The sequence below is a fragment of the Pseudomonadales bacterium genome, assembly GCA_024234165.1.
Taxonomy (GTDB): Bacteria; Pseudomonadota; Gammaproteobacteria; order Pseudomonadales; family UBA5518; genus UBA5518.
Window position 1 is genome coordinate 758541 of sequence record JACKOP010000002.1, and the last position, 25767, is coordinate 784307.

Consider the following 25767-nt stretch of genomic DNA (forward strand, 5'->3'; position numbering starts at 1 on the left):
CGACAAGCGACGGGGGCCTCAACCCGTCATGCCGCGATCCGACACTTTTCCTCAGGAGTCCGTATCTACAACCAAGGACCCGACGCGCGTCCCTGTACCCATCGCCAACCAGACCCGGGGACCTGAATCAAGGTGCTACTGAACACTTCGTGCGGCGCTTTGCCCGCGCGGCGCCCCTTCCCCATCTCGCGGCGTGCGCGCCGCCCGACGTGACGAGGCTTCATGACAGTCCCGACGGGCCGTCTCGCCCCCTCACTCCCACTCGATCGTCGCCGGCGGCTTGGAACTCACGTCGTAGGTCACGCGCGAGACTTCAGGCACTTCGTTGATGATGCGCCGCGAAACCCGCTCGAGCAGCTCCCAGGGCAGGCGCGCCGAACGCGCGGTCATGAAGTCGACAGTCTCGACGGCACGCAGGGCGATCACCCACTCGTAGCGGCGACCATCGCCGGTTACTCCAACCGATTTCACCGGCAGGAAGACGGCAAAGGCCTGGCTGACTTCATGGTAAAGCCCGGCGGTATGCAACTCCTCGATGAAGATCGCATCGGCACGGCGCAGCACGTCGGCGTAGGCCTTGCGCACCTCGCCAAGGATACGCACACCAAGTCCCGGCCCCGGGAACGGATGCCGGTAGACCATGTCATGCGGCAGCCCGAGTTCGAGTCCGATGCGGCGCACCTCGTCCTTGAACAGCTCCTTCAGTGGCTCGAGCAGTCCGAGCTTCATGCGCGCGGGCAAGCCGCCGACGTTGTGGTGCGACTTGATCAACTGCGCGTTGCCGTGCTTCGACGCTGCCGACTCGATCACGTCGGGATAGATGGTGCCCTGCGCCAGCCATTTCACACCGCGGATCTGCGCCGCCTTGCGCTCGAACACCTCGATGAAGGTGCGCCCGATGATCTTGCGCTTGCGCTCGGGATCGCTCACGCCCTTCAACTTGCGCAGGAACTCGCGTTCGGCACGCACACGGATCACGCGGATGCCCATGTTCCGTGCGAACATTTCCATCACGTGATCGCCCTCGTCGAGGCGCAGCAGGCCGTGGTCGACGAACACGCAGGTCAGTTGATCCCCAATCGCGCGCGAGAGCAGCGCCGCGACCACAGAGGAATCGACGCCACCGGAAAGCCCGAGCAATACCTTGTCGGAGCCCACCGTACGGCGCACCGTCGCGATCGCGTCCTCGATGATGGTGCCTGGCATCCACAATCCCTCGCAGCCACAGATCGTCTTCACGAAATGCTCGAGGATGCGTCCGCCCTGGCGAGTGTGCGTGACCTCGGGGTGGAACTGCACGCCGTAGAAACCGCGCGCCTCGTCCACCATCGCCGCAATCGGCGCGCTGTCGGTGGCGGCCAGCAGCTCGAAACCGCCGGGCAGCTCGACGACCTTGTCGCCGTGGCTCATCCAGACTTCGAGCTGCGCCACACCGTCGGCATCGATGTGGTCACTGATGCCGTCGAGCAGGCGGCTGGACGCGGTGACGCGCGCCTGCGCGTAACCGAACTCGCGCTGCGGCGCCGCTTCGACCTTGCCGCCAAGCTGCACCGCCATCGTCTGCATGCCGTAGCAGATACCGAACAGCGGGACGCCCATCTCGAACAGCGCCGGCGGAACACGCGGCGCTCCGCGTCCGGTCACCGATTGGGGGCCGCCGGACAGGATCACGCCACGCGGTGCAAAACGACGGATCGCGGCAATACCGGCGCGCCAGCTCTGGATCTCGCAGTAGACGCCGAGTTCGCGCACGCGCCGCGCAATCAATTGCGTGTACTGCGATCCGAAATCGATGATCAGGATGCGCTGGGAATGGATGTCGGTACTCATCGGCGAGGTGTTCTCCGTGCCCGGAAATGCGACGGGGCCCGCCGGGCCCCGCGTGTCGATCGCTGTGCCGGCGATTGCGCTGCGACCACGTCGCCCGCGTCCTTACCGGCCACACCGGTGCTCAGCGCACCGGGTAGTTCGGCGCTTCCTTGGTGATGCTGACGTCGTGGACGTGGCTCTCGTGGATGCCTGCCGAGGTGATGCGCACGAACTTCGGCCGTGTGCGCATGATTTCGATGTCCGGGCTACCGGTATAGCCCATCGCGGCGCGCAATCCGCCCATCAACTGGTGCACGATGCCCGATATCGGCCCCTTGAACGGAACGCGCCCTTCGATGCCTTCGGGCACGAGCTTCTCGACGCCTTCCGCAGCATTCTGGAAATAGCGGTCGCTGGAACCCTTGGCCATCGCACCCAACGAGCCCATGCCGCGATAAGCCTTGTAGCTGCGCCCCTGGTACAACTCGATCTCGCCGGGCGCCTCCTCGGTGCCGGCAAACATGCTGCCGACCATGATCACGTGCGCACCGGCAGCGACCGCCTTTGCCACGTCACCCGAGAAACGGATGCCACCGTCGGCGATCAGCGGGACTCCGGTTCCCTCGAGCGCTGCTGCAACATTGGCGATCGCGCTGATCTGCGGTACGCCGATTCCGGTCACGATACGCGTGGTGCAGATCGAACCGGGACCGATGCCGACCTTGACTGCATCGACGCCGGCATCGAGCAGATACATCGCTGCCTCTGCCGTGGCGATATTACCGGCGATGACCTGCACCGACGGATGCGCGGTCTTGATGCTGCGCACGGTGTTGCACACGTTGCGCGAGTGGCCGTGTGCCGTATCGACGACCAGCACGTCGACGCCGGCCTCGATCAGGCGCAGCACGCGCTCGTCATTGCCCGAACAGATACCGACCGCAGCGCCCACGCGCAGTTGCCCGTCGGCATCCTTGCACGCGTTCGGGAATCGCTCGGCCTTGAATATGTCCTTCGCGGTGATCATGCCGCGCAGATGGAAGCCGTCATCGACCACCAGCACCTTTTCGATACGGTGGCGATGCAGCAACTGCTTCACCTCGGCAAGATCGGTGCCTTCGCGCACGGTCACCAGATCGCGCTTGCGTGTCATGATCGAGGACACCGGCTGGTCGAGATCGGTCGCGAAGCGCACATCGCGACTCGTCACGATGCCTGCAAGCTCGCGTTTGCGATTCAGGACGGGTACTCCCGAGAAGTTCAGCTCCGAGGTCAGGCGGATCAGCTCGCGGATCGAACGCGAGGAATCGATGGTCACCGGCTCGCGCACCACACCGCTCTCGAAGCGCTTGACCGCACGAACCTCCTCGGCCTGCTCCTCGGCTGTCATGTTCTTGTGAACGATGCCAATGCCGCCTTCCTGTGCGATCCCGATCGCAAGACGCGCCTCGGTCACGGTGTCCATTGCAGCGGACATCAGCGGAATGTTCAGCGTGATCGCGCGCGTCAGCCAGGTCTGGAGACTGACGTCCTTGGCCACCACCTCGGACTCGCCGGGGACCAGCAGCACGTCATCGAAGGTAAGCGCTTCTTCCTGCACCCGCAGCATGGTGGCTCCGCAAGGGCTATCGAGGTGAAGGCGCGGCATTATACGGACGGCCCCGATCGCGGTAAACCGCAGTGTGAGCGCTCAACTCACCGCAGCATCGGGACAGGGCACACCGGTGCCACCGATGCCGCAGTAGCCATGCGGGTTCTTCGCGAGGTACTGCTGGTGGTAATCCTCCGCGTAATGGAACACACCGGCGGACACGATTCCGGTGGTGATCGCAGGGAAGCCCGCGCTGGCCAGCACGCGCGCATAGGCATCGCGCGAAGCCAGCGCCAGCGCCATCTGTTGCGACGAATGCGTGAAGATCATCGAGCGATACTGGGTTCCCACGTCATTACCCTGGCGCATGCCCTGGGTGGGGTCGTGGCTTTCCCAGAACACGCGCAGCAGTTGCCGATACCTGATGCGTGCCGGATCAAAGACCACACGCACGGCTTCGGCATGCCCGGTACGTCCCGTGCACACGTCCCGATACGAGGGCTGCGGCGTAACGCCGCCGGCATAACCCACCGCAGTGACGACCACACCAGGCTGCTGCCAGAACAGCCGCTCGGCTCCCCAGAAACATCCGAGTGCAAACTCGGTGATTTCAAGTCCATCGGCGAACGGCGGCATGATGCGCACCCCATTGAGAAAGTGCACGCTGGACTCACCTCCGGTTTCGCTGCAACCGGACGGAAATTCGTCGGAAATCATGCCTGCACCTCCACTGCTGTCGTGACCATCTGGCGTACCTTGCCGCACGGCAGCAAGGCATCGATACAAATCGCCAACTGACCGGTTTTTCTAGTATGAGCTTTCTAATCCCGATCCGTATGCTGCGCACCATCCCTGAACAAGAGAGTTCACGGACCCCGAATCAACGCCCACAGGAGGCAGACCATGGCAGAAGCAGCAAACGTCAACGAAGTGGTAGCAGTAGCAAAGCCGAAGGCCCGCCGCGCCGCACCGCAGCGCGCAGCAGCGAAGAAAGTCGAGCGCAAGCCGGCCGCAACGAAGGCAAAGGCAAAGGCGAAGACTGACGGCGCGCTGAAGAAAGTGCAGGAAACGGCGAAGGAAGTTCGCTTCGTGCAGCTTGGCATCGCCGGCCGCGTATACGATCGCCTGAACGAGCGTGTCAGCAAGGTCCGCAAGGAAGCTCCGAAGCAGTGGGACCAACTGGTCAAGCGCGGCGAGCAAGTTCAGCGCGACCTGGACAAGGCGCAGAAGGACATGGGCCGTGACCTGCGCAAGCGTGTCGACAACATCGAAATCCCCTCGCAACTCGAGGACGGCGTCGAGAAGTTCCGCAAGGCGGTACGCAAGCTGACCGACCGCGTACGCAAGGCAGCCTGATTCCGCACTCGTATTCAACCCGTTTCCAGCCACCCTCCAGGGTGGCTTTTTTTTTGCGTGCGATTCAGGGAATCACCACCGCCGCACCCGTGAAACGCCCGGCGCGCAGGTCGTCCAGCGCCTGATTGGCCGCCGGCAGCCCATAGATCTTCACTTCGGTCCTGACCGGCAGCTCGGCAGCCAGTGGCAGAAACTCCTCGCCATCGCGACGCGTCAGATTGGCAATCGACTGGATATGCCGCTCTCCCCACAGATCCGCGTACGGAAACGACGGGATATCGCTCATGTGGATACCGGCACAGATCACGCGCCCGCCGCGACGTACCGCCCGCAGCGCCAGCGGCACCAACGCACCGTCGGGAGCGAAGATGATCGCTGCATCGAGCTCCACCGGAGCAGCCTGGTCGCTACCCCCCGCCCAAGCGGCTCCGAGTCGGCGCGCGAAGTGCTGCGCCTCCACATCGCCCGGACGCGTGAACGCATAGACCTGCTGTTCATGGTGGCAGGCGATCTGCACCAGGATATGCGCCGCCGCACCAAAGCCGAAAAAGCCAAGACGCCGCGCCGAGCGCGCCGGACGATAGCTGCGGTAACCGATCAGGCCCGCGCAGAGCAGCGGCGCAGCCTGCCCGCTGTCGAGACGCGCATCGATCGGGAAGCAGTAACGCACATCGGCCAAACAGTACTCGGCGAGTCCGCCGTCGATCTGGTATCCGGTATAGCGCGCCTGCGCACACAGGTTCTCGTCACCAGCGAGGCAGAATTCGCAGCCCCCGCAACTGCCACCGAGCCACGGCACCCCGATGCGCGTACCACATTCGAACGCGGTAGCGAGCGTACCCGTCTCGACAACCTCCCCGATGATCTGATGTCCCGGCACCAACGGCAGAACGGACTCGGTCAGTTCACCATCGACCACGTGCAGGTCAGTGCGACAGATTCCGCAGGCATGCACGCGCAGCAACACCTGGTGCGTGCCCGGCCGCGGCACCGCACGGCGTTCCTCGATCAGGGGTTGCCCCGGCGCGTGCAACACCATCGCACGCATCGTGGAAGGCAGTCCGATGTTAGGCATGCGGCCTCCCGTGTCGTCGCTCGATTCCCGCACTGAATGGCAGTTGCCATGCATCTGCACCTGCGGTTACTGTAATTCGCAGCCGGTTTGCACACCAGGCACACACGAGGAGGACCGCACGTTCTGCAGGCCCACGGCGAATTGCCCGGATTCGGCACGATGCTGAATCCACACATCCTGCGGCTCGACGTCTCCGGCCAGCCGGTCGAATGGCTGAGCTGGCAGGAGGCCACTTGTCTTTACGCACGCGATCTGGTCGCCTGGACCCTTGGCGAACGCATCCGCACCGTGCGCGGCGGCATCTCGCGGCTCACCGGCATGCAGTCGACGATCGAACTGCACAGCATCATCGCCTGCTCCGGTTGCATGGTGCGAAAGGGCCGCCCGATACCGCCACTGACCAATCGCGCCCTGTTCCGCCGCGATCGCCACCTGTGCATGTACTGCGCGCTGAAGTTTCCGGAACGCGAGCTGACGCGTGACCACATCGTGCCGCGCTCGCGCGGCGGGCGAGACCAATGGACCAACGTAGTCAGCGCGTGCAAGCGCTGCAACCAGCGCAAGGGCAACCGGTTGCCGGAAGAATCCCGCATGGAAATGATCGCCATCCCCTACCAGCCGAACGTCGCCGAATGGCTCGCGCTGATCAACAGCGACCGTATCCGCGGCGATCAGATGGAGTTCCTGCGCAGCCAGTTCTCGCCGCACTCGCGCTGGAACTGACTGCGACCGCAAGTCGCTCGCCGCGGCGTGCTCTCAATGCAGGATCCGGTGCAGCTGGACCCACACGGTTTCGACCCGCACGCCCAGCATCACGATCTTGCCGCGGTAGCGTCGCTCACCGTCGCTGGTGAATTCGAATCCGAACGAGCGTCGGATCCGCAACTGCCCGTCGGCATCACGGGCCATGCCGATGCTCTGGCGGGCGACGGTTTCATCGAGCAGTTGCAGACCGGCCGCCTCGCAGTAGTCGCGTCCGGCACGCAGTGCAGCCTCGCGCACGCGCATTCCGTCGAAATACAGCCAGATGACCGTGACGGCTGCAGCCGCCAACAGCATCTGTGCCAGCGTCATCTTTGTGGATCCTGCATCACGATGCCGTCGCCCCGGAAACATTCGCACGCCGCGGCGCGATCTCGCCCTGCTCCATCAGCGTGAGCCGCTTCCACAAGGGACGCCGCAGATCCAGTCGCGCCTCGAGCCGGTACTGCAGCGGTTCGTCGGGCTGTTGCGCGAGGCGGCTCATCAGGCGCAGGCCACTCATCAGGCTGAGGCTGAGCGTCAGCTTCGCCTGCGCCTCCCCGTAGGCGGGCACGAACGGCAACTCCGACGTCGCCCCCTTCAACAGCGGCACGCCGTTCAGGCCGAGGCTGATCACCAACCCTTTGGCATGCAGATCGAAAGAGTTCGGGTTCAGCAGGCGCAGACCCACCTCGATGCGCTGCTCCACGCCATCGACCGGCAGCAGACGCAGCGAGGTGACGGTCACGCGCGGATTCTCGACCGGCCCGGTCAGGCCGGCGCATGCCGCGAGCATCACGGCCAGCAGCAGCAAGAACGGCCTCGAAACACGCACACGGGCCATCACCGGAACTCCTGATCGGGACACCCCCGCAGTGTAGGGGCTCGTGGTTCGGCGCGGCAACCGCATCAGGACACACCGCATCCGGGCGCGCCTGATCGCTTTATCCAGCACGCTTTGAGCCGCTTTCCCATTGCCGCCGTGATGATATGCGCCCGATGATGGCCCATCGCATGACACCGCTGGAGAAATTCATATGCGCACACCGATCTGCGAGCGACTCGGCATCGAGGTTCCGATCTTCGCGTTCACGCACTGCCGCGACGTGGTAGTCGCCGTCAGCAAGGCCGGCGGCCTCGGCGTGCTGGGAGCCGTCGGCTTCTCGCCGGAGCGTCTGCGCGAGGAGCTCGACTGGATCGACGCGCACATCGGCGACAGGCCCTACGCGGTCGACATCGTGATTCCGCAGAAGTACGAAGGCAGCGGCAACCTCGATCCTGCGGAACTCGAGAAGCAACTGGACGCCATGGTGCCGCAGGGACATCGCGATTTCGCCGAGCAGTTGCTGCGCGACCACGGCGTACCGGAGTGGCCCGACAAGGACGAGCACATGGGGTTGCTCGGCTGGACCGAGGCGACCGCCTCGCCGCTGCTTGACGAAGCACTCACGCGCCCGAACGTGAAGCTGATCGCGAACGCGCTGGGCACGCCACCGAAGGAGATCATCGACCGTATCCATGCCAGCGGACGCCTGGTCGCCGCGTTGTGCGGCAAGGTGAAGCAGGCACTGCAGCACAAGCGCAATGGAGTCGACATCATCGTCGCGCAGGGCAGCGAAGGCGGCGGACACACCGGCGAGGTCGGTTCAATCGTGCTCTGGCCACAGATCATCGACGCAGTCGCACCGCTGCCGGTGCTGGCAGCGGGCGGCATCGGCAACGGTCGCCAGGTGGCCGCCGCACTTGCCATGGGCGCCGAAGGCGTATGGTGCGGCTCGCTGTGGCTTGCCGTCGCCGAGGCATCCGCTGAACCCGAAGAAAAGGAGTGCTACTTCGCCGCCACCAGTGAAGACACCGTACGTTCGCCATCATGGACCGGCAAGCCGGCGCGGATGCTGCGCAACGACTGGACCGAAGCCTGGGCACAGCCGGGCAACCCCAAGCCGCTGGCGATGCCGCTGCAGGGTCTGGTCAGCGCCGACGCGATGCGCCGCACCTACCGCTATGTCGCCCGCAACGACACCCGCAAGGTTGCCTTCCATCCGGTCGGGCAGGTGGTCGGGCAGATCAAGCACATCGAGACCAGCCGCGCCGTGGTGCAGCGGTTGCTGCAGGAATATGCCGACACGATGGAGCGGATGAATCGTCTCAGCGAGCCGGACTGAAGCCGCCGGCAAGGAAATCGCGCACGCGCCCACGCTCGGCGAGCGCGTCGCGATATCCCATCTCCATCAGACGCTCGCAGAACTCGCCGTCGAACATCAGGTAGCTCGCAAAGCTCGCTCCCGCCCCGCGCGGCGTGATACCGAGCATGCGTTGCAACAACCTCAGCGTGCGCGGCTGACGATGCAGATGACGCGCGGCGATTTCGTTGAAATGCGCCGACGGCGTGATCACCAGCGTTTCGATCGGCTTCATGTCGAAGCGTTCGCGTTCGGACGGCTCCAGCGCAGCAGCGACCCGGTTGAAGCGTTGTCCAAACTCGATATCCATGCTCAGGTTGTCGATGAATTCGCGGTTCAGCAGGTGACCGGCCATCTGTCCGATCCCCGGGCGACGCCGGTCGCACATGGCATGGGACGGAGCAAACGGCGCCGACACACCGATCACGAACAGCCGTGTGGCGCCGCACTTCAGCGCCGGACTGATTGGATGCAGTTGCCGCAGCGCACCGTCGCCGAAGTAGCGTGTGCCGATCTGCTGCGCGGGGAACAGGATCGGGATCGCCGCCGATGCGATCACGTGATCGAGATTCAGCACGGTGCGCTCCCCACGCCGATACAGCCGCTCCCACGGCTCCACATCTCCACCCTCGAAGAACGCCACCGAGGTCCCGGTGCAATAGTCCATCGCGGTGATGCACAGTGTGCGCAACAATCCGGCCGCAACGTTGCGATGCAGCGCGTCGAAGTCCAGCCAGCCCGGCAGCATCTGCCGCAGCGGTGCATTGTCGAGCAACGCACGCGGCGCCCTTCGATCACCGATCCCGACCAGAGCCGTTGCAAAGCGCGCGAGGTTGCCGAGCATGGCGCGCCATCTGTGGTCGTAGACGTCCAACGGACGAACCCCGCGCCATGCTGCACAGAGTCGCGCGACTCCCGCCTGAGGATGATCCGCCGTGGCTGCCAGACAGGCGGCGTTGATCGCTCCGGCCGAAGTGCCGCACACGACGTCGAAAGGCAGTGTGTCGCGGGCGTGGATCTCCATCACGCCGCGCAACACGCCGGCCTGGTACGCTGCACGCGCACCACCACCGGAGAGAATCAGTGCGGTACTCATCGCAGCAGCGATGCCATCAACGCTCCAGGCGCCGGGCCGAAGCCAGATAGCGGTACGAAGCATGTTTCCGCCAGCATGGATGCCGTATCCTGCGTGGGATCCCGCGTTCCAGTGTAGCGTGCGCCGGCGAGGTACTCCTCATCCTCACCCTGCTCGTCATTCCGGTTGACTGCGGGCTGTACCGTTCGTAGCGTAAGCACAAGCAGACTGCCCCACACCCGCCAGACGCCGCAATGAGGAGATGACACCATGAATCGATTGGCCGGCAAGGTTGCGATCGTCACCGGAGCGGGGCGCATCGGCAATATCGGTGTCGCGGTCTGTGACGCGTTCCTGCGCGAGGGCGCCACCGCGGTGGTGGCAACCGATCTGCGGCACGACGATGCCGAAGCGATCACTGCACGCATGGAGCAAACACATGGAAAGGGACGCTTCCTGCTGCTCGCGCACGACGTGACCGACGAAGCAGCCTGGCGGCTGGTCCTTGCACGCACCCTCGATGCCTTCGGCACGCTCGACGTGCTGGTGAACAATGCCGGCATGTCGATTCACGGTGGCATCGAGAGCACATCGATCGCGGATCTGCGCAAGGTCATGGCCGTCAATCACGATGGCCTGTTCCTCGGCATCAAGACCTGTGTGCCGGCACTCGCCGAGGCACACACACGCCACGCGGGCGGTGGGGCAATCGTCAACAACCTGTCAATGGCCTCCTACATGTCGAACGCCGGCAACATCGGCTATCACGTCTCGAAGGCTGCAGGGCGGATGCTGACGCTGTGCGCCGCAAACGAATTCGGCCCGCGGCGTATCCGGGTCAATTCGATCCACCCCGGTGTCACGATGACGCCGCTGATCCGCGAAGGTCTGCGCGACTATGTGCAGGCAGGCCTGTGGCCAAGCGAGGACGAGGCCGAGAACGCGCTTGCCGCGATGAGCTGGCTGAAGACGACCAGCCAGCCCGAGGACACCGCCCACGCCTTCGTGTACCTCGCTTCCGAGGAAGCGCGTTTCGTGACCGGCGCCATGATCATGCACGACGGCGGTATCGGCAGCGTGTACTGAGTTGCTCGAGGCGCTTGCTTACTGCACCGCGGCAACGGTGGCACGCAACGCCTCGTCGAGATCGTCGAGCGCATAACCGAGCGCGCGCTGTGATGGTGCCGGATCGATGAACAGGCGCTCCATCTGCAGTTCGGCAAAGCGCGGCAGGTCGAGTCCGCTTTCCTTGCCCTGCAGGCGGTTCCACCAGTGCCCTGCCTGAAACCCGAATCGGGTCAGTCGCGCCGGCAGCGTGTGCACGCGAACCTGGCGCCCGTCGGCCAGTGCGAGACGCGTCAGCAGCTGGGTCCAGTCGAGGTTCTCCTGTCCGATCGGATAGCGGCGACCCGCCTTGCCGCGCTCGATCGCGGCGGCGATCGCCTCCCCCGCCACCGTGGCCGAAATGCAGGCGCTGCCACCGTCGGGGTAGTACAGCCTGTCGCTCTGGCGCAGGTAGCGCACCAGCGGAGCCCACAGGGGTTGCCAGCCCTCCACGGGCAGTGCACCGAACACATAAGGCAGTTGCACGACCATACCGGCCATCCCCGGCACCGCGCGCGCAACGCGCTCCTGCTCGAGGCGACTGCGGATGTAGGGATGGTGGGAACCCAGCTGCAGCTCGGACCAGCGACGCGCGAAATGCGCAAAATACGAACCGACCACGACTGCGCGCGTGCCACCTGCATCGCGCGCGAGCGTCAGCACCCGCTGCAGGTCGTCGACGTTCGCCTTGCGCAGTTTCGGGTAGACGGGACGCGGCGGCGTGCTGCGTTCATCCATTCCTGCAGCAAAGACGAGCGCATCGTGACCCCGCAACATGCTGCGCAGACGCACGTCGGACAGATCGTCCAGGTTGCCGGAAAACACCCTGACACCACGCGCAAACAGACCCTTCGGCGGCCCCGGCGGCAACCCCAGCACCGTCGCCTTCCAGCCTCGCGCGAGACACGAGCGCACGGTATGCCAGCCGAGAAATCCGGTTCCACCGACCACGAACACACGCATCTGAGATTCACCTGGATGACGAGCAGCCGTGCCAGATTGTAGTGAGTTGCGGCAGATTCCGCTGCGCGCGCCACCTGATCTGCGTTATGGTGCGGATCCAACAGCCGCGAGCCAGGTCCGTATCCGATGCCCACGACCGTCATGCCGGAATCGGCCGGCGACCCGATCACTCAGCGCCTGCAACCCGGTCTCTATCGTCACTACAAGGGTCGCGACTACGAGGTGCTGGGAACCGCCACCCACAGTGAAACCGGCGAACACCTCGTCGTCTATCGCCCGTGCTACGGCGAGCGTGGCCTGTGGGTGCGTCCACACTCGATGTTCTTCGAGACCGTCATCGTCGACGGAAGGCCGCTGCCCCGCTTCATGCCGCTGGGCGGCAGGGCACGCCCAGCCTGAGACACGGCGTGTACGGCGACACGGCATGAAACCGGCAGTTCGGGCAGCATTCGACCACGAGACATCGATACCACCGTGTTCTGCACGCTGTGCTGCACTGGCGCTGGCCGCACTGCTGGCAGCCTGCAGCGTGGGCCCTGACTACCGCCCGCCTGCAACGCCGGCACCGGCGAGCTGGAGTGCACCGATCCCCGATGCTGAAAGCAATGCGACGGACGATCCTGCCGCACTTGCAACGTGGTGGCGGCATTTCGACGATCCGCTGCTGGAGCACCTGATCGAACGCGCGCTCGCCGCCAACCCTGACGTGCATTCGGCACAGGCACGCGTGCGCGAGGCGCGCGCAGCGCGCGAGCAGGCGCTTGCAGCCTGGTATCCGACAGCGGGAATCAGCGTCTCCCGTTCCGACAGCCACGGACACGATACGAACGGTCGCGGGCAAACGAATCGCCTGTATCGCGCAGGCTTCGACGCCGGCTGGGAGATCGACCTGTTCGGCGGCACACGCCGCGCCAACGAAGCCGCACAGGCAGAACTGGAGGCAGTGCGCGCAGACCTGTACGCGCTGCGCATATCACTCGCAGCCGAGGTCGCGCTCGACTACACGGACCTGCGCCGGCTGCAGCAACAACTGGACATCGCACAGCGCAATCTCGACATGCAGACCGAAACCGCGCAGATCGCCGGGTGGCGCACCATGGCAGGGCTCGCCAGCGCGCTCGATGCGGAGCAGGCAATCGCAGCCCGCGAGCAGACCCGTGCGCGTATTCCCGCACTCACGACGGCACTGGCACAGACGCGTCACCGCCTGGGCACACTGCTCGCCGATCCTGCGGAGACCACCCTGGCAGATCTCGCTCGTCCGCAACCGATACCATTGCCGCAGTGGCAGCTTGCGGTAGGGATACCGGCAGATGCGCTACGCCGGCGACCCGATGTGCACGCTGCCGAGCGCCGGCTCGCGGCTGCGACGGCGCGCATCGGCGTCGCCACTGCGGCGCGCTACCCCTCGCTTTCGCTCAGCGGCACCCTCGGCTTGCAGGCACGCACGTTCAGCGGGCTCGATGCACACGACACCGGTTCGCGCTCACTGGGTTCCTCGCTTGCAGCCACGCTGTTCGACGCCGGTCGCCTGCGACGCGAGGTCGAGATCGGCAATGCACGCGAGCAACAGGCGCTCGCGGCCTGGGAGAGCACCGTTTTCAGCGCATTGGAGGAGACCGCCGACGCACTCGCGGCACTCGACGGCAGCCAGCGCGAGCATGCCGCACTCGGTGATGCGGCAGCTGCGGCCCGGACAGCCGCCACGCTGGCGCGCGCGCAATACGAGGCGGGCCTGATCGATTTCGCGACACTGCTGCTCGCCGAACGCACCCGGCTCGACGCCGAGAGCGCCGTGGCTGCTGCACGTGCCGATGCCGCCGGCGCGATGATCCGGCTCTACAAGTCGCTTGGCGGTGGCTGGGACCCTGCCACAGACACGAAGGATCGAGGATGAGAATCGACGACATCAACGACATCCTTCGCCCACACAGCGGCGGCCGGCGCTTCACTCCATGGCTCATCACGGCCGGCGTGCTCCTGTTGGGCTCGGTCGCATGGTGGCTGTACGCGCAGGGCAGCGACGGTGTCGAATACCGCACGGCGGAACTGCGTCGCGGCGATCTGCGCGTGACCGTCTCTGCCACCGGAAACCTGCAACCGACCACCCAGGTCGACGTCGGCAGTGAGCTCTCCGGCACCATCGCTGCGGTGTTCGTCGACGACAACGACACGGTCACGCAGGGCCAGGAACTGGCACGCCTCGACACCAGAAGGCTGCGCAATCAGCTCACCGAGGCACAGGCCTCGCTGGCTGCTGCCGAGGCGCAGGTGCTGCAGGCACGCGCGTCGGCCGCCGAGGCACACGCAAATCTCGAGCGCCTGCAGCACGTCGCCAGGCTGTCCGGCGGCAAGGTTCCCGCACCCGCGGAACTCGACGCCGCCGAAGCAACGCTGAAGCGCAACGAGGCCGCGACCGCCAGCGCCAGGGCGGCAGTGGAACAGTTGCGCGCTGCAGTGGGCGTGGTGGAAACCAATATCGGACTGTCCTCGATCCGCTCGCCGATCAACGGCATCGTGCTGGCCCGGCTGATCGAGCCGGGGCAGACCGTGGCCGCGCAGATGCAGGCACCGGTGCTGTTCACGCTCGCCGAGAATCTCACGCAAATGAAGCTCGAAGTGGCCGTCGACGAGGCCGATGTTGCGCAGGTCAAGGAAGGCCAGCCAGCCACCTTCACGGTCGATGCCTGGCCAGGCCGCGAATACCCTTCGCACATCACGCGCGTCGGCTTCGGATCGCAGGAACAGGAAGGCGTGATTTCGTACAAGACCGTACTGACGGTGGATAACGACGACCTCAGTCTGCGCCCCGGCATGACGGCGACCGCAGAGATCGAGACCGATCATCGTGACAACGTGTTGCTGGTCCCGAACGCCGCACTGCGCTACATACCGGCGCCCCAGGCTGGCGGATCGACGCCATCCGGTGGCCTGCTGGGCGCCCTGCTGCCACGCCATCCGGCATCCATGCAGCGCCCGGGATCGGGCAACGCCGGCAACGGCACGGAGCGTGTCTGGGTTCTGCAGGACCGGCAGCTACGTGCGGTCCCGGTACGTGTCGGCGCGAGCGACGGTTCGTTTACCGAGGTCGGTGGCGACGAGCTGCGCGAAGGCATGGCCGTGATCGTCGAGCGCATGGAGAAGCGTGCTTGAATGCGAGTACCGAACCGCTGATCCGTCTGTGCGATATCACGCGCAGCTACGGTAGCGGTGACGCGCGCGTGCAGGTGCTGCACGATGTGGAGCTCTCGATCGCAGTGGGCGAGTTCGTTGCCGTGATGGGGCCGAGCGGATCAGGCAAATCGACTGTCATGAACATCATCGGCTGCCTGGACTCGGCAAGCAGCGGCAGTTACGAATTCGGCGGTGTACGGGTCGAGACGCTGACACGCAACCAGCGCGCGCTGTTGCGCCGGCGCTACATCGGCTTCGTGTTCCAGGGCTTCAACCTGCTGGGGCGTACCTCGGCGCTGGAAAACGTCGAACTGCCCCTGATCTATCGTGGCGAACCGACCGCAAAACGCCACGCCATGGCGCGGGCCGCGCTCGCCGCCGTCGGACTCGCCGAGCGCGAACGGCATACGCCAGCCGAGCTGTCCGGCGGCCAGCAACAGCGCGTCGCCATCGCACGCGCGATAGTCACCGACCCGGTGGTCCTGCTCGCCGACGAGCCGACCGGCAACCTCGACACACGCACCACGCACGAGATCATGGAACTGCTGACGCGCCTGAACGGCGAACAGGGAATCACGATAGTGATGGTGACCCACGAAGCCGACGTGGCCGCATACGCAAGGCGCGTGATCCGTTTCCTCGACGGGCGCATCGTTGCCGACGCCCCGACCGCAGGACAGCACTGATGCTCGGCAACGCCATGCTGCTCGCGCTGCGTGCCATCGGTCGCAACCCGATGCGTTCGTTTCTGACCGTGCTCGGCATCGTGATCGGCGTTGCCGCCGTGATCACGATGGTCACGCTCGGCAACGGCGCGACGCGGTCGATCCAGGAACAGATCGGCAGTATGGGCAGCAATCTGCTCACCGTGCGTCCCGGCCGACGCATGGGGCCACCCGAAGGAGCCGCGAACTTCCGCAGCGCCGACGTCGAGGCGCTCGCGAGGGAGGTCCATGAAGCCGATGCCGTGGTTCCGGTCGCCAGCGCGAGCGTGACGGTGGTGCGCAACGCACGCAACTGGAGCACCAGCGTGACCGGCACCACGTCCGACTATCTGTTCGCGAACAAGTGGGCCCTTGCCGACGGTCGCAGCTTCACTGCGGCAGAACAGCGAGCCGGCACTGCGGTGTGCCTGCTCGGTGCAACGGTGCGCAGGGAGCTGTTCGGTTCGGCCGACCCGCTCGGGGAACATATCCGTGTCGGCAAGTTCGCCTGCCAGGTGATCGGCATGCTCGCCGCACGGGGCCAGTCGGCGATGGGGCGTGACCAGGACGACACCGTGCTGATGCCGTTGCGCACCGTGCAGCGGCGGCTGAACGGCACGCCGGACATCGGCTATATCCAGGTTGCCGTGCGCAACGTGAACTCGCTCGATACGGCCAAGAACCTGGTTACCGGCATCATGCGCGAGCGCCGCCGCATCGGCCGCAACCAGAATGACGATTTCATGGTGATGGACCCACGTCAGCTCATGGAAGCGTTGACCGGCACCACACGCACGATGACGACGCTGCTCGGTGCGGTCGCCGCGGTGAGCCTGCTGGTCGGTGGCGTCGGCATCATGAACATCATGCTGGTATCGGTCACCGAGCGCACGCGCGAGATCGGGATCCGTCTCGCGATCGGAGCACTCGAACGCGAGGTGCTGCTGCAGTTCCTGGTCGAGGCGGTAGTGCTCGCCACCCTCGGCGGGCTCGCAGGCATCGTGCTGGCTACCATCGTCTCGCTGTCGATTGCCCACGCGATGAACCTGCCATTCGTGTTCACGAGTGGCGTCTATCTGCTGTCCTTTGCGTTCTCGGCGCTGATCGGGGTGCTGTTCGGCTACTTCCCGGCACGCCGGGCAGCGCGCCTGGACCCGATCGACGCGCTGCGTCACGAATGACCCAATCCCGGGGCGTGCACCCCGGTCCGCACGCTGCATCCCTGCAGCGTGCGGCCGCTGTCACGAGCGGCGTCAGTTCATCCGGCCGAGAATCGCTCCGCCGGTAGGCACGCCGACACCGGAAGTCACCAACGCGTGGTTGATGGTCTTCTTCGGCTGGTTCACCGAAGTGCCACGCACCTGGCGTACCGCCTCGACGATGCCGTTGACGCCATGGATGTACGCCTCGGAGAGCTGACCGCCGTGGGTATTGGTCGGCAGGCGTCCACCGATGCGCAACGCCCCGTCCTTGATGAAATCCTGTGCCTCGCCGTACTTGCAGAAACCCCACGACTCGAGCTGCCACAGCACGATCGGCGAGAATGCGTCGTAGAGCACCGCCGCGTCGATGTCCTCAGCACTGAGGCCGCATTGCTCGTAGGCCTTCTTCGCCGCGATGTCCATCTCCGGCAGACAGCCGATCTCGGGACGATAGAACGAGGTCATTTCCTCCTGATCCTTCGCCGAGCACTGCGCAACACCGCGGATCAGCACACCGGGCTGCTTCAGGTCACGCGCCCGTTCCGGTGTCGTGACGATCACGGCCGAGCCACCATCGCTCTCCTGGCAGCAGTCGTAGATCTTCAGCGGCGAGCAGATCTTCTTGCCCGCATCGTACTCGGCGCGATCGAAAGGTCGCTTGTAGAAGAACGCTGCCGGATTGGTGACCGCGTACTCGCGTGCAGAGTGTGCGACTTCGAAGAACGCATCCTCCGTGCAGCCGGTCAGGTGCATGTAGCGCTGCGTGAACGTCGCCACCCATGAGGCCGGCGTCAGCAGGCCGAACGGCATGTACCAGCCGTAGTGGATCGCGCTGCCGGTGATCAGGTCACCGGAGACGCCCTTGGAGTAGCGATGCCCCGAGCGGCCGTTCAGCGCACGGTAGACGACCACGGTGTCGGCAATGCCGGTGGCGACCGCCATCGCGGCCTGCAGCACGCATCCGGTTGCCGCGCCGCCACCATAGGGAACGCGGCTGTAGAACGTGAGGTCGTTGCAGCCCACGGTACGTGCGACGTCGACTTCCTCGTTCTGGTCGATCGTGAACGTCACCATGCCGTCGACGTCGGAAGGCTTGAGCCCTGCGTCGTCGAGTGCTGCCTTCACCGCCTCGGCGGCCAGCGAGAGCTCCGAGCGCCCGGAATCCTTCGAAAACTCGGTTGAACCGATGCCGACGATGGCAGCGCGGTCCGAAATATTGCGTTCCATGAATCAGGCCTCCTTCGGCAACTCGATACGCACGACGCCCGACATGTGCGTGCCCCAGACGTTGTTTTCTCCCGTCACCGACACATCGACGGTACCCGCTGCATCGTCCTTTGCGACGACCTCGCCGGTGATCGTCATCACGACGCCGGGAACGTTCGGCGCACCGAGGCGCAGGTCGATGCTCTTGATCGTCGATTCCGGACCGGCCCAGTCGGTCACGAAACGTCCCATCAGACCGTTGCTGGTGAGGATGTTCATGAAGATGTCCGGCAAGCCGACGTCCTGCGCGGCCTTGGTCTCGTGGTGCACCGGCGTGAAGTCGCGCGAGGCGATCGCTCCGCCTGCAATCAGACCGGTCGTGATGTCGATCTTCTGTTCCGGCAGCCGGTCGCCTACCGCGACGCTGCCATGGTGCAATGTGTGCTTGTTCATCGTGATGTCTCGCTGCTCTCTGGATTCGTGTCAGACGGGGTAGAACTGCGGCAGCCAGGTCTTCTCGTCGACCTTTTCCACCTTGCCCTTCACCTTCATGCCGATGTGCACCGCACTCGGGTCGCAGCCGCAAATGCCGGCGACCAGACGCGTACCCTCGGCGAGCTGGATCACGCCGACCACCAGCGGGTACGGGTAACCCGGGAAACGCGGATACGAGATCTCGGTGAAGCTGAACACCTCGCCGTCGAGCGTCGATTCGATCGAATCCCACTCGATCGACTGGCACTCGCCGCACATCGGGCGCGGTGGGTGACGCAGCGTGCTGCAGGACTTGCAGCGCTGGATCAGCACCCTGCCCTGATCGACCGCCTCCCACCACCAGGCGTTGTCGTGTCCGCGCGGCGACGCGATACGCGTTGGAACCTCGACCGCAGCCTGCTGCCCACCCGATGCCTGAGCCGCCTCCTGTGGCGGCGGCACGAACTTCAGCACGCGAAACACCTGGCGGCCGATCGGCTCGTCGTTCTGGTCGGTGAAGTTGGTGACCGTCTCGATGAAATAACCGACACCGCGCCCGGTCTTCTTCGGGCCGACGATATTGTCGATGATGGTGTGATAGTTCACCTGGTCGCCGGGGCGCAGTTCACGGTAGAACTCGGTCTTGGTATTGGTACCGAGCGTTCCTGTGTAGCCGTAGGATTCGAACACGTTGTGCAGCTGGCGCTGCACGTCGACCTTCGGCGACTGGCACATCGGGTAGCCTTCCATGCTCCAGATCTGCAGCATGGAGGCCGGTGCGACAATGCCCTTCTTGCTGGAACGCGCGGCGTATTCCGCGTCGGTATAGACCGGGTTCTCATCGCCAAGGACTTCCGCCCAATGGCGAATCATCGTGACGTTGACATCGTCCTTGCCACGCTGGCGCGGCCCGTTCTCCCGGCCCACAAAGGCCCGGATCTTCGCTTCGAATTCGTTGACTTCTTCAGGCGTCATCTTGATTTTCCCCCATCGTATCGAGTCCGGAATCTGCTGCCCGGGTTGCGCACCGCAGGACGAAGTGCCAAGCATATTCGGTCCGGTGCGTTTCGCGAAACCCTGCGAGCCACCCTGCAAGCCATCGCGACCGGTGCAGGGCACGGGAACTCTCGAACCGATACCTCCAAGGGAATGGATGGCTATGGCTTGACGCCAGCCAGGCGGCTGACCAGTGCGATCGCCGCGTCGGTGTCGGCCGGATCCCAGCTTTCGATTGCAACCAGGTACTTGCCGTCGATCACGAAACTCGGGACGCTCTCGATCCGGTAGGCAAACGCAGCACCTTCACGATCACGCCATTTCGCGATGTTCTCGACGTAGCGAATCTCACGTGGCAGCTTCTTGCGCCAGGCGTCGACCTTGGGCCGCGCGTCCTGGCAGTGCGGACAGGTTTCTATATAGAAGTACATCACGTAGCGACCCGCCGGCGTCGAGGCGTGCCGCGGCGGCTGGTCGTATTCCCTGCACGTGAAGCCTTCGGTCACTTCAGGACAGCCAGCTTCGGCCAGCGTGGCCGCGGCGGCAAACATCAGCGCCGCGACAACGCGGCGCAGACAGGGCATCGATGTCACGTCGTTTCCTCACCAGGAAGCCGGGAATGGACCAATGACGCGGATTGTCGCCGACCGTGGTCACGCAGACCAGCGGCGGCGCGCGCTTCAGAGCGTCCCGGGCGGCGGGAATTCCTCGAACTGCGGCAGCGCATCGTGGATCGTGTACCACGGCGCCTTCGAAGCCACGAAGATGTGCGCCTGCGGGTGCAGGCCCGGATCGTCGTCGAGCGTGCCCATCGGCACCCCGACCAGACCGTCACCCTGGTCTGCCCGCGGCAGCCCCGAGCCACACACGGTGCAGAATGCATAACTGAAACGCGGGACGCCGGGCAAGGTGTAGCTCGCGAGTTTCTCCTGCCCGCACGTGTAGGCGACCGGCGCAAACAGGTTCGATGCGAATGCGGCCGAACGCGCGCGCCGGCAACGGCTGCAGTGGCAGTTCACGGCCCGCCGTGGTGCGCCGGCGAGGCGGTAACCGACCGCACCGCACAGGCAGCTGCCACGCGGATGGGGACCGGGCGGCTCGCGCACCCCCAAGTCCTCGAGCACCGCACCGCCGGCACCCGGCGGCCAGGCATCGAAGCACGGCAATCCGTCGTCGATGGTGTGCCACGGCGCCTTCGAGGCCACGAAGATGTGCCGGCCCGGCCGCACGCCCGGATCGGCGTGGAAGTTGCCGGCCGGCACGAAGATCCACTTGCCGACCGGCTCACCGGGTACCACGGCGGCGCAGCGCGTGCAGAAGCACCGTTCGCCTCCGGCCGAAGACGCGTAGCGCCCGATCGCGACGTCGGCGCGCAGCGAAAAACCGGCGGCGCGCGCACCCACGTAGGTGGCGAACGCCGAGCCGTGGGCCTTGCGGCAGCGCGCACAATGGCAATGCGTCATGGTGCCGAGCGGCTCCTCGACCGACCACTCGACCTCCCCGCACAGACAACTGGCTTCGATCATCCGGGCTTCCTCGTGGCCGGCTCCGACCGGCTGCTCGGAGTGCATTCTGCACCCGGCACGACACGGAAGCCATCGGCCTGAACGCTTTGTCACTTATCCCTAAGCAAAAGCGCATACACTGGCCCGCGGCGCCCGTGCGCGGCGCTGCGGCATGCACACACGAACGGGCGGGCGCCATGGCTCACGAGACATTCTTCGGCTTCACCAAGATCGTCGTCGACGATCTCGATCGCATCGCCGGTTTCTACCAGACAACGATGGGTTTGCGCGAATTCCAGCGCCTGAAGGGGGAGATCGCCGACGAAGCGTTCGAGGAAATCATCCTGATCCATGGCGAACGGATGGGAGAGAGTGTGCCGCTGATCGTGTGGAAGTTTCCGAATCGCAAGCCGCCGGCAGCAAGTGACTCGATCCTCGGCTTCCAGACCCGGGACGTCGACGCACTGGTGACCAGGATAGTGGCGGCCGGTGGCTCGGTGGTCCAGGCACCGAAAGACGATCCGGCGCACGGCGTACGCGTGGCGTTCACGATGGACCCCGACGGTCGCCTGCTCGAACTCGTGCAAATGCTGTAGGACCGTACCCCCCCGTTGCCGGACTCCGCCCCGTCGCGAGAATGACGCCATGGATATCGACGATTTCACACGTGATGTAGAGGTCATCGACGCGCACATCCACGTGCAGCGGTCTGCGGCTCACACACAGGAGCTCTACCACTACTTCCTGATGCGTGGTGCCACACGCAGCGGCCCGCCGAATCCGCCGGTGATCGGCACGCTTGAGCAGGTACAGGCAATGCTCGAACGCACCGGAGTCCGGCACGCGAACATCCTGATGTTCACGTGGTCCGGCATGTACTACCGTGACGGCCAGTTCACGCTGCCGGACGACCCGGCAGATCGCGCGCTCGCCGACCGTGAGCTGAGGGCACGGATCGCACAGCGTATCGTCGACAACAACGAGTGGGCACTGCAGACAGCGCTCGCCAGCCCGAACCTGAGCTGCTTCGTCGGTATCGACCCGATCGTGATGGACGAGCGCACGCTGCTCACCGAGATCGAGGACAAGATCCGCCGTGGCGCAAAGGGCGTGAAGTCGCAGTTCACCGACTGCGGGATCCTCGCCGACGACCGCCGGTTGTGGCCACTTTACGATCATCTGCAGGCCCGGGAGATCCCGCTGCAGATGGTCACGGCAGAATGGGCTCCCGGACTCAACCGCCCGTCGCACTGCGCTGCGGCGCTCGCGGAATTCCCGCAGCTGCGACTGATCTTCTCGCACATCGGGCACGGGCACCGCTTCGGGAAGGGCAGTGACGCGGAGTTCACCGAACTCGCGCGCAACTACCCGAACGTCTGTGGTGACCTGTCGCTGCGTCTGCCCGAAGTTGCCGATGGCCACATCGATCCGCATGCGATGGTCGCGCACCTCCGAAAGATCGGCACGGAGCGCATTTTCTATGGCAGCAACTTCAGCCTGAACGAGATGCTGCATCCGGGTCCGCCTCCTGCCGATGGCGAGTTCCAGTTCAGCGAAACACTGAAGGGCTTGCGGGCGCTTGCGACGCTGCCGCTGACCGACGACGAACGGGCCGGCATCGCTGGACGCAACTACCGCCAATGGATGAAACTCGATACCTGAACCACACCACCACGAACAGAATGAGCAGAGCCGTGACGATTCCCCGCGAACAGACCCAGCAGATCATCGACACCCATCGCACCGCAGCGGTTGCGATGCTGATGCGCACCGACTACCTGGTGCCGGATGCCTTCGAAGAACAGGCAGCACGCCTCGGTGAGCGCACCGCGCTGATCTACGAGGACGAAGTCGTCTCGTGGCGGGAACTCGAGGCACGTTCGGCGCATTACGCGCGCATCGCGCTCGCGAGCGGGCTGCGCCCGGGTGACGTCGGCGCGGTGATGATCGAGAACCGTCCGGAATTCTTCTACGCCTGGCTGGGATTGACACGCATCGGCGTGATCGCCGGGCTGCTGAATACCAGCGCGCTTGGCATCGCGCTGGCGCACGCACTGCGCGCGACGTCGGCGAAGGTACTGTTCATCGGTGACGAATGCATGGCGCAGCTCTGCGACACCGAAGACCTGCCGCTGGATGCACTGACGATCGTACGCATCCCGGATGCGGCAACTCCCGACGCACCAGGACATCCGCAAGCCCGCGACGTGGACGGCATCGATACATCCGCCGTGACGGCGAACGATCTGCGCCCCCTGCGTGCGGGCATCGACAACCGTCGTCCGTGCTTCTACATCTTCACGTCGGGAACCACCGGGCTGCCCAAGGCGGCACTGATCAACCACGGCCGCTTCCTGTCGGTCGGCGCCGGCTGGTGCAGCGTGGTCGAACTGTCGCAGCAGGACGTCCTGTACTGTGCGCTGCCGCTGTTTCACGGCTCTGCGCTGATGTCGCTCTACAGCACGGCGCTGCATGCCGGGGCCGCGATGCTGGTGCGCCGGCGCTTCAGCGTCTCGCGCTTCTGGCCCGATGTGAAGCGCTGGAACGTCACGGCATTCCAGTACGTCGGCGAGGTGGTGCGCTACCTGGTGAACGTGGCGCCGGTTCCCGAAGAGCGGGGCCACGGTCTGCGCGTGATCATGGGCTCGGGAATCGGCATCGACGTGTGGCAGCGGTTCAAGCAACGCTTCGGCGAACACGTGCTGATCCTCGAGGGCTGGGGAGCGACCGAGTCCAACGCGAACATGACCAACTTCGACCAGAAACCGGGCAGTTGCGGACGCATTCCCTTTCCCGAGCGCAGCCACATCCGCCTGCTGCGCTACGACCAGGGCAGCGACGAGCTGATGCGTGATGCCGAGGGACGCTACATCCTGTGCCGGCCCGGTGAGGTCGGCGAGCTGTACGGGCAGATCCGGCGTGGCAACGGCGAGCCGGTTGCACCTTTCGACGGCTACACCACGGTTGCCGATACGGAAGCCAAGATCCGTCGTGATGTGTTCGAACCCGGCGATGCGTGGTGGCGCTCCGGCGACCTGTTCCGCTTCGACGAAGACGGTTATTTCTACTTCGTCGACCGCATCGGTGACACGTTCCGCTGGAAGGGCGAAAACGTCTCGACCACCGAGGTTGCGCAGCAGTTGTCGGTCTACGGCGACGCGGAGACCACCAACGTCTACGGCGTGAAGATCCCGGGACACGAGGGCCGCGCGTGCATGGTTGCACTGGAACTCACGCCGGGGCACAAATTCGACCCGCAAGCGTTCCATCGCTGTGCGGTCGAAAATCTGCCCGTGTACGCACAGCCGCTGTTCGTACGCATCCTGCCGCAGGCAGAGGTCACGGTGAACTACAAGCTGCGCAAGGTGCGGTTGCGCGACGAAGGTTTCGACCGGAAGGTGGTGGCCGATCCGCTGTACGGGCTCGATCGCGAACGCGGCACCTACGCGCCGCTCGACGCGGCGCTGCTTGCGCGGCTTACCACCAGCTGAAGCGTCAGCAGCGCATCACGCGGCAGGGACCGGAAAGAAGCGGCTGATCGTATCCGCGACGCAGGCCGGACGATCGCTGCCTTCGATCTCCACGCTGACGCGCACGATCACCTGCACGGCGCCCTTCACTTCCTCCACGGCGACGATTTCGCCGCGTCCGCGAATGCGCGAATCGACCGGTACCGGCGCCGGGAAGCGTACCTTGTCGACGCCGTAGTTGACGCCCATCGACACATTGTCGACGCGCATCAGTTGCGGCAGGAACAGGTTCACCAGCGCGAGCGTGAGGTAGCCGTGCGCGATGCATTTGCCGTACGGACCGCCTGCAGCCTTGACCGGATCGACGTGAATCCACTGATGGTCACCGGTCGCGTCGGCGAACTGGTCGATACGCTGCTGGTTCACGGTCAGCCAGTCGGTGATGCCGAGTTGTGTTCCTTCCCTGCCGATAAGGTCCGCGGGACGATCGAAAACTGTGCTCATGTGCTGCTCCGAAAGCCAATGACGCCTGCATCTGCACTGCCCGCCGCTGGCGGAGCGCGTGCGTGGGCGCACAGTGTAGCCGTGTGCCGACGCCGCGCGCCACGGCGTCGGTGGTGACCGCGTCGATGGCAGCATCGCGAGGCGCTGCCTATACTCCAGCCGATACCAGGCGCCGCCAGAGGTGGAATTCATGACCCCGACCCCGTTGTTCGCCGCATGGCGCATGCTGATGCTCTGTGCAGCACTGCTTGCCACCGGCGCCGTACACGCGCTCAGCCTTGGCGATGCGAGCCTGCAGTCACGCGTCGGCGAGCCGTTGCGTGTCTCGATTCCGCTGGGACACCTCGGCACGGTCGACCGCAACAGCATCATCGTCGGTCATGCCCCCGATGCCGACTACGACCGTTTCGACATGGAGCACCGCAGCGGATCCGCCCGCACGCTCCACTTCCAGCTCGAAGTCGACCGTAACGACCGCGCGAGCATCGAGGTACGGACTGCCCAGCCTGTCAGCGAACCCTATGTGGACATGGTCGTGCAGGTACGCTGGCCATCCGGCCGTCTCGTGAGGGCGTACACACTGCTGCTCGACCTGCCGCCACAACGCTGAATCCCTCCCGACCCAGACCCCACGC

27 protein-coding genes are annotated in these 25767 nt (G+C 65.1%); 13 read left to right on the forward strand and 14 right to left on the reverse strand.

Annotated elements, in window-relative coordinates:
- Positions 1-252 precede the first annotated feature (252 nt).
- The 3 genes from guaA to msrA form a co-directional block, all read right to left on the reverse strand.
- A complete protein-coding gene (guaA, locus tag H7A12_09060) occupies positions 253-1830 on the reverse strand; it encodes a glutamine-hydrolyzing GMP synthase (GenBank protein ID MCP5320955.1) in 1578 nt (525 codons plus the stop codon).
- 121 nt (positions 1831-1951) lie between these two features.
- Positions 1952-3418 carry an IMP dehydrogenase gene (gene guaB / locus H7A12_09065; protein MCP5320956.1) on the reverse strand — a complete coding sequence of 489 codons (1467 nt, stop codon included), beginning with the start codon at positions 3416-3418 and terminating at the stop codon, positions 1952-1954.
- 81 nt (positions 3419-3499) lie between these two features.
- Positions 3500-4117: a peptide-methionine (S)-S-oxide reductase MsrA gene (gene msrA / locus H7A12_09070; protein ID MCP5320957.1), complete on the reverse strand. Its 618-nt coding sequence runs from the start codon at positions 4115-4117 to the stop codon at positions 3500-3502.
- Positions 4118-4303: 186 nt separating this feature from the next.
- Here msrA and H7A12_09075 point away from each other — a divergent pair, with 186 nt between their 5' ends.
- Complete coding sequence (locus H7A12_09075) at positions 4304-4756, forward strand: hypothetical protein (GenBank protein MCP5320958.1); 453 nt, start codon at positions 4304-4306, stop codon at positions 4754-4756.
- A 64-nt stretch (positions 4757-4820) separates the two neighbouring features.
- Here H7A12_09075 and H7A12_09080 read toward each other — a convergent pair whose 3' ends face one another.
- The gene (locus H7A12_09080; protein MCP5320959.1) at positions 4821-5804 is read right to left on the reverse strand and encodes a zinc-dependent alcohol dehydrogenase family protein; all 984 of its coding nucleotides are present in this window, start codon (positions 5802-5804) and stop codon (positions 4821-4823) included.
- Positions 5805-5993: 189 nt separating this feature from the next.
- Between H7A12_09080 and H7A12_09085 the strand changes: the two genes are divergently transcribed.
- The gene (locus H7A12_09085) at positions 5994-6554 is read left to right on the forward strand and encodes an HNH endonuclease (GenBank protein MCP5320960.1); all 561 of its coding nucleotides are present in this window, start codon (positions 5994-5996) and stop codon (positions 6552-6554) included.
- 33 nt (positions 6555-6587) lie between these two features.
- On the opposite strand, the gene H7A12_09090 is transcribed toward H7A12_09085, so the two are convergent.
- Together H7A12_09090 and H7A12_09095 are read right to left on the reverse strand one after the other, a co-directional pair.
- Positions 6588-6905 carry a DUF3301 domain-containing protein gene (locus H7A12_09090; protein MCP5320961.1) on the reverse strand — a complete coding sequence of 106 codons (318 nt, stop codon included), beginning with the start codon at positions 6903-6905 and terminating at the stop codon, positions 6588-6590.
- Between the two features lie 16 nt (positions 6906-6921).
- Complete coding sequence (locus H7A12_09095; GenBank protein MCP5320962.1) at positions 6922-7416, reverse strand: LEA type 2 family protein; 495 nt, start codon at positions 7414-7416, stop codon at positions 6922-6924.
- Between the two features lie 193 nt (positions 7417-7609).
- On the opposite strand from H7A12_09095, the gene H7A12_09100 reads away from it, so the two are divergent.
- Entirely contained in the window at positions 7610-8737 is a 1128-nt protein-coding gene (locus H7A12_09100) for a nitronate monooxygenase (GenBank protein ID MCP5320963.1), read from the forward strand.
- Here the strand turns inward: H7A12_09100 and H7A12_09105 are convergent.
- The gene (locus H7A12_09105; GenBank protein ID MCP5320964.1) at positions 8721-9851 is read right to left on the reverse strand and encodes a patatin-like phospholipase family protein; all 1131 of its coding nucleotides are present in this window, start codon (positions 9849-9851) and stop codon (positions 8721-8723) included. The genes H7A12_09100 and H7A12_09105 overlap by 17 nt on opposite strands.
- Positions 9852-10100: 249 nt before the next feature.
- On the opposite strand from H7A12_09105, the gene H7A12_09110 reads away from it, so the two are divergent.
- A complete protein-coding gene (locus H7A12_09110; protein MCP5320965.1) occupies positions 10101-10916 on the forward strand; it encodes an SDR family oxidoreductase in 816 nt (271 codons plus the stop codon).
- A gap of 18 nt (positions 10917-10934) precedes the next feature.
- Here H7A12_09110 and H7A12_09115 read toward each other — a convergent pair whose 3' ends face one another.
- Complete coding sequence (locus H7A12_09115; GenBank protein MCP5320966.1) at positions 10935-11897, reverse strand: NAD(P)H-binding protein; 963 nt, start codon at positions 11895-11897, stop codon at positions 10935-10937.
- Between the two features lie 141 nt (positions 11898-12038).
- Here H7A12_09115 and H7A12_09120 point away from each other — a divergent pair, with 141 nt between their 5' ends.
- Genes H7A12_09120 through H7A12_09140 form a run of 5 tightly spaced genes read left to right on the forward strand, consistent with a single transcriptional unit; the run spans position 12039 to position 16956 of the window.
- Entirely contained in the window at positions 12039-12296 is a 258-nt protein-coding gene (locus H7A12_09120) for a DUF1653 domain-containing protein (GenBank protein ID MCP5320967.1), read from the forward strand.
- A gap of 25 nt (positions 12297-12321) precedes the next feature.
- Positions 12322-13794 (forward strand): efflux transporter outer membrane subunit, encoded by a 1473-nt coding sequence (locus H7A12_09125; protein MCP5320968.1) that lies wholly within the window; start codon positions 12322-12324, stop codon positions 13792-13794.
- Entirely contained in the window at positions 13791-15050 is a 1260-nt protein-coding gene (locus H7A12_09130; protein MCP5320969.1) for an efflux RND transporter periplasmic adaptor subunit, read from the forward strand. The genes H7A12_09125 and H7A12_09130 overlap by 4 nt, the downstream gene beginning before the upstream one ends.
- Complete coding sequence (locus H7A12_09135; GenBank protein MCP5320970.1) at positions 15047-15757, forward strand: ABC transporter ATP-binding protein; 711 nt, start codon at positions 15047-15049, stop codon at positions 15755-15757. The genes H7A12_09130 and H7A12_09135 overlap by 4 nt, the downstream gene beginning before the upstream one ends.
- Entirely contained in the window at positions 15757-16956 is a 1200-nt protein-coding gene (locus H7A12_09140; GenBank protein MCP5320971.1) for an ABC transporter permease, read from the forward strand. The genes H7A12_09135 and H7A12_09140 overlap by 1 nt, the downstream gene beginning before the upstream one ends.
- Before the next feature lie 72 nt (positions 16957-17028).
- Here H7A12_09140 and H7A12_09145 read toward each other — a convergent pair whose 3' ends face one another.
- From H7A12_09145 to H7A12_09165, 5 genes are all read right to left on the reverse strand, one after another.
- Positions 17029-18204: a lipid-transfer protein gene (locus tag H7A12_09145; GenBank protein ID MCP5320972.1), complete on the reverse strand. Its 1176-nt coding sequence runs from the start codon at positions 18202-18204 to the stop codon at positions 17029-17031.
- A gap of 3 nt (positions 18205-18207) precedes the next feature.
- Positions 18208-18636, reverse strand: a complete 429-nt coding sequence (locus tag H7A12_09150) for an acyl dehydratase (protein ID MCP5320973.1) — start codon at positions 18634-18636, stop codon at positions 18208-18210.
- A gap of 30 nt (positions 18637-18666) precedes the next feature.
- Positions 18667-19632 (reverse strand): MaoC family dehydratase N-terminal domain-containing protein, encoded by a 966-nt coding sequence (locus H7A12_09155; protein MCP5320974.1) that lies wholly within the window; start codon positions 19630-19632, stop codon positions 18667-18669.
- Between the two features lie 182 nt (positions 19633-19814).
- Positions 19815-20246, reverse strand: a complete 432-nt coding sequence (locus H7A12_09160; protein MCP5320975.1) for a thioredoxin family protein — start codon at positions 20244-20246, stop codon at positions 19815-19817.
- A gap of 87 nt (positions 20247-20333) precedes the next feature.
- Positions 20334-21179 carry a GFA family protein gene (locus H7A12_09165; GenBank protein ID MCP5320976.1) on the reverse strand — a complete coding sequence of 282 codons (846 nt, stop codon included), beginning with the start codon at positions 21177-21179 and terminating at the stop codon, positions 20334-20336.
- A gap of 176 nt (positions 21180-21355) precedes the next feature.
- Between H7A12_09165 and H7A12_09170 the strand changes: the two genes are divergently transcribed.
- The 3 genes from H7A12_09170 to H7A12_09180 are packed head-to-tail and all read left to right on the forward strand — an operon-like array spanning position 21356 to position 24649.
- Positions 21356-21754 carry a VOC family protein gene (locus tag H7A12_09170; GenBank protein MCP5320977.1) on the forward strand — a complete coding sequence of 133 codons (399 nt, stop codon included), beginning with the start codon at positions 21356-21358 and terminating at the stop codon, positions 21752-21754.
- 49 nt (positions 21755-21803) lie between these two features.
- Positions 21804-22820 (forward strand): amidohydrolase family protein, encoded by a 1017-nt coding sequence (locus H7A12_09175; protein ID MCP5320978.1) that lies wholly within the window; start codon positions 21804-21806, stop codon positions 22818-22820.
- Positions 22821-22852: 32 nt separating this feature from the next.
- Positions 22853-24649, forward strand: coding sequence for a long-chain-acyl-CoA synthetase (locus H7A12_09180; protein MCP5320979.1), 1797 nt, complete (start codon positions 22853-22855; stop codon positions 24647-24649).
- Positions 24650-24664: 15 nt separating this feature from the next.
- Here H7A12_09180 and H7A12_09185 read toward each other — a convergent pair whose 3' ends face one another.
- A complete protein-coding gene (locus tag H7A12_09185) occupies positions 24665-25132 on the reverse strand; it encodes a MaoC family dehydratase (protein ID MCP5320980.1) in 468 nt (155 codons plus the stop codon).
- A gap of 190 nt (positions 25133-25322) precedes the next feature.
- On the opposite strand from H7A12_09185, the gene H7A12_09190 reads away from it, so the two are divergent.
- On the forward strand, positions 25323-25742 hold the full coding sequence (locus H7A12_09190) for a hypothetical protein (GenBank protein ID MCP5320981.1): 420 nt from the start codon (positions 25323-25325) through the stop codon (positions 25740-25742).
- The last annotated feature ends 25 nt before the right edge of the window (positions 25743-25767 follow it).

Coding starts and splice junctions, on each gene's coding strand:
- H7A12_09145 (MCP5320972.1), bottom strand. CDS start 18,204: ATGGAACGCAATATTTCGGACCGCGCTGCCATCGTCGGCATCGGTTCA.
- H7A12_09095 (MCP5320962.1), bottom strand. CDS start 7,416: ATGGCCCGTGTGCGTGTTTCGAGGCCGTTCTTGCTGCTGCTGGCCGTG.
- guaB (MCP5320956.1), bottom strand. CDS start 3,418: ATGCTGCGGGTGCAGGAAGAAGCGCTTACCTTCGATGACGTGCTGCTG.
- msrA (MCP5320957.1), bottom strand. CDS start 4,117: ATGATTTCCGACGAATTTCCGTCCGGTTGCAGCGAAACCGGAGGTGAG.
- H7A12_09115 (MCP5320966.1), bottom strand. CDS start 11,897: ATGCGTGTGTTCGTGGTCGGTGGAACCGGATTTCTCGGCTGGCATACC.
- H7A12_09125 (MCP5320968.1), top strand. CDS start 12,322: ATGAAACCGGCAGTTCGGGCAGCATTCGACCACGAGACATCGATACCA.
- H7A12_09170 (MCP5320977.1), top strand. CDS start 21,356: ATGGCTCACGAGACATTCTTCGGCTTCACCAAGATCGTCGTCGACGAT.
- H7A12_09090 (MCP5320961.1), bottom strand. CDS start 6,905: ATGACGCTGGCACAGATGCTGTTGGCGGCTGCAGCCGTCACGGTCATC.
- H7A12_09075 (MCP5320958.1), top strand. CDS start 4,304: ATGGCAGAAGCAGCAAACGTCAACGAAGTGGTAGCAGTAGCAAAGCCG.
- H7A12_09185 (MCP5320980.1), bottom strand. CDS start 25,132: ATGAGCACAGTTTTCGATCGTCCCGCGGACCTTATCGGCAGGGAAGGA.
- H7A12_09175 (MCP5320978.1), top strand. CDS start 21,804: ATGGATATCGACGATTTCACACGTGATGTAGAGGTCATCGACGCGCAC.
- H7A12_09130 (MCP5320969.1), top strand. CDS start 13,791: ATGAGAATCGACGACATCAACGACATCCTTCGCCCACACAGCGGCGGC.
- H7A12_09105 (MCP5320964.1), bottom strand. CDS start 9,851: ATGAGTACCGCACTGATTCTCTCCGGTGGTGGTGCGCGTGCAGCGTAC.
- guaA (MCP5320955.1), bottom strand. CDS start 1,830: ATGAGTACCGACATCCATTCCCAGCGCATCCTGATCATCGATTTCGGA.
- H7A12_09165 (MCP5320976.1), bottom strand. CDS start 21,179: ATGATCGAAGCCAGTTGTCTGTGCGGGGAGGTCGAGTGGTCGGTCGAG.
- H7A12_09150 (MCP5320973.1), bottom strand. CDS start 18,636: ATGAACAAGCACACATTGCACCATGGCAGCGTCGCGGTAGGCGACCGG.
- H7A12_09140 (MCP5320971.1), top strand. CDS start 15,757: ATGCTCGGCAACGCCATGCTGCTCGCGCTGCGTGCCATCGGTCGCAAC.
- H7A12_09080 (MCP5320959.1), bottom strand. CDS start 5,804: ATGCGTGCGATGGTGTTGCACGCGCCGGGGCAACCCCTGATCGAGGAA.
- H7A12_09100 (MCP5320963.1), top strand. CDS start 7,610: ATGCGCACACCGATCTGCGAGCGACTCGGCATCGAGGTTCCGATCTTC.
- H7A12_09190 (MCP5320981.1), top strand. CDS start 25,323: ATGACCCCGACCCCGTTGTTCGCCGCATGGCGCATGCTGATGCTCTGT.
- H7A12_09155 (MCP5320974.1), bottom strand. CDS start 19,632: ATGACGCCTGAAGAAGTCAACGAATTCGAAGCGAAGATCCGGGCCTTT.
- H7A12_09110 (MCP5320965.1), top strand. CDS start 10,101: ATGAATCGATTGGCCGGCAAGGTTGCGATCGTCACCGGAGCGGGGCGC.
- H7A12_09120 (MCP5320967.1), top strand. CDS start 12,039: ATGCCGGAATCGGCCGGCGACCCGATCACTCAGCGCCTGCAACCCGGT.